The organism is Sulfoacidibacillus thermotolerans, assembly GCF_003144315.1.
Classification (GTDB): Bacteria; Bacillota; Bacilli; order Alicyclobacillales; family SLC66; genus Sulfoacidibacillus; species Sulfoacidibacillus thermotolerans.
On sequence record NZ_MPDK01000071.1, the window covers coordinates 1 to 2,077 of the forward strand.

General features: G+C 46.2%; 4 protein-coding genes. All 4 read right to left on the minus strand.

Annotated features, from left to right (window positions below):
* Positions 1-347: DUF669 domain-containing protein (locus BM613_RS14330; RefSeq protein WP_109431835.1), on the minus strand; the 347-nt coding region annotated here is incomplete at its 3' end.
* A gap of 102 nt (positions 348-449) precedes the next feature.
* Complete coding sequence (locus BM613_RS14335) at positions 450-1,382, minus strand: hypothetical protein (protein WP_109431836.1); 933 nt, start codon at positions 1,380-1,382, stop codon at positions 450-452.
* Positions 1,383-1,574: 192 nt separating this feature from the next.
* On the minus strand, positions 1,575-1,778 hold the full coding sequence (locus BM613_RS14345; RefSeq protein ID WP_109431837.1) for a hypothetical protein: 204 nt from the start codon (positions 1,776-1,778) through the stop codon (positions 1,575-1,577).
* Positions 1,779-1,803: 25 nt separating this feature from the next.
* The gene (locus BM613_RS14350; protein WP_109431838.1) at positions 1,804-1,992 is read right to left on the minus strand and encodes a hypothetical protein; all 189 of its coding nucleotides are present in this window, start codon (positions 1,990-1,992) and stop codon (positions 1,804-1,806) included.
* Positions 1,993-2,077: the final 85 nt, after the last annotated feature.

Here is a 2,077-nt window from a genome sequence, read left to right on the forward strand (position 1 = left end):
CCTTTGGAATGCGTTACTTTTGCAACGACAACTTTGTCCAAAAGAGTAGACGCGTACTGATCCAGTTCGTTTACGCTGTGTTTGTAATCGCACGCGTCCAGTACATTTTTAAGATGGCGCAAAGAGATTGGATTGTTCGTTAACCCTTGATTCAAAAAAATGATCCGATTTCGATAAGGGCCGCCTTGTACGCGCAATTTGAGCGCGAGATGATAGCCGTTCCCGGATTTATTTTCGCGTACTTCTGACTCCTCCACCACAACGACGTAATTGCCATCAGGGAGCGGATCGAATTCTTGCAAATTGCCGGATACTTGTTGATATATTTTTTCGTCAATATTGAGCACGGTTGATTCCCTCCTTGGATTTGGTTTGCCTTTCGGCTGGGGCGGGTTGTTTGGCACAGCCCGCGAAAAGCCTTCTACTGATGAACGGCAAAGTAAGATTTTTTAGTGCCAAGCAACGCGGTACTCTTTGTCCAACTTTAGGACTTGCGGTTTTCCCAACTCTTCAACATACTCTAGGAGTTTTGGAACAACGGATTCTGCGTATTTGACGGTTGTGCCTTGCCATGCGCCGTTTTTCTCTACGACCGTTAGTTTCTCGATTTCGTCAGTTTCAACGTGCTCAAGCAAAGCAGCGATTGCTTGCTTGTGCGGCTTTCCACTTAAGCTGAAAAGCCCGACGCGTTTTGCGATTTGCTCGCAAGACAGAAAATGTTGCTCGACTGCCGGAAGGGAGATAACAGGTTCGCCAGCGATGAGTTCAGCGCTTTTTGCTGCAAGAGATTCGATGGCTTGTGGAGACAACTTGTCTGCATAGCGATCAATGATATTTTGAAGCGCCTGCCCTTGCCGCCGTCTGGCATCCAATAATCGCGCTTCTGCGTTTTTTTCGCGAACCGAAAGCATTTTGTCTGTTTGTTCGGCGCTTTTGGTGGCCTTGGTAATTACCGTAGGTGCATCGTGTCGGGCGATTTTTTCAACATCAAGTAGATAAGATCGCACCGCTTTGGCGACTTCGCTATCACGCAGCACCATGCCGATACGTAAAAGCGCGCGGCGAGGGATGAGAGTGAGTGACCTAGTTTTGGGCGAAACGAATTCCCCAATATTTGCCACTTTCTTTAAGAAAGCGGCAAATTCTTTCAATTCATTTCCTCGCAATACTTTAAGTCCATCGTCTTCAAGTTCGGAATGGTAATCATAAATCAAATTAACGATCGTTTGTTTTTCAACGTCGTAGTAATTGGCCGCCATCTCAACAGTGACATTTAATCCATCGGGCAACGCAGAGAGCGCTTTTACACGATCTAGCACATCTAAATGCTCTACTAAGCGATCTCTTCTAAGGCGACTTTCTATCAAATCGTATTCCGTCATCGGTCTCCTCCTTTTAGACTAAACTTGCCTTTCGGCTGGGGCGGGTTGTTTGGCACAGCCCGCGAAAAGCCTTCTAGTAATCAACTTGTCAAAATCAAAGAATACAAGCCAGCTTCGTTAATGATGGATACTTCTTGTTCGCCACCAAGGGTGTAAACATCGGTTACACCCTTTTCATCATTTTATTTACATTTATTGCCAAGTGTCCTCCCGCATAATGCGGGCTTCTCCAAGGGATGTTGTGACGACATAATCCCCCGGTGCAATTCGGGTAATCTCCATATTTTCTTTGCCGATCCCCAAAGTAACTTCTTCATATGCATCTGCGATGCTCTCTACATCACAGATGCGGGATCGAGTTGACGATCCCCTTTGCGCGTTGACGTTGTATTTCATCTCCCTACCCCCCTCTTTGTTTTCGTCAAATGGAGAGGTCTATCGTGGCCTTGAATGCCGCGATTTCCCATTCGGCTTTGTAGTTTTGCTTTGATTTGACAAGGATTTTGATGTCCTCTTTCTTGAAATCAACTTCCGGCATTGTGTTTTCTAAATCCCGTAACACCAGTAAAACAAGGTCAGCTTCGGTGTACTCGATATGAATTTTTGGCATGGCGCTACACCTCTTTGTTGGTATTTTGGGGGAGTCCCGGAGTCGAACCGGGTGTACCTAGCTCCATGTGACCCACTCAAATAAC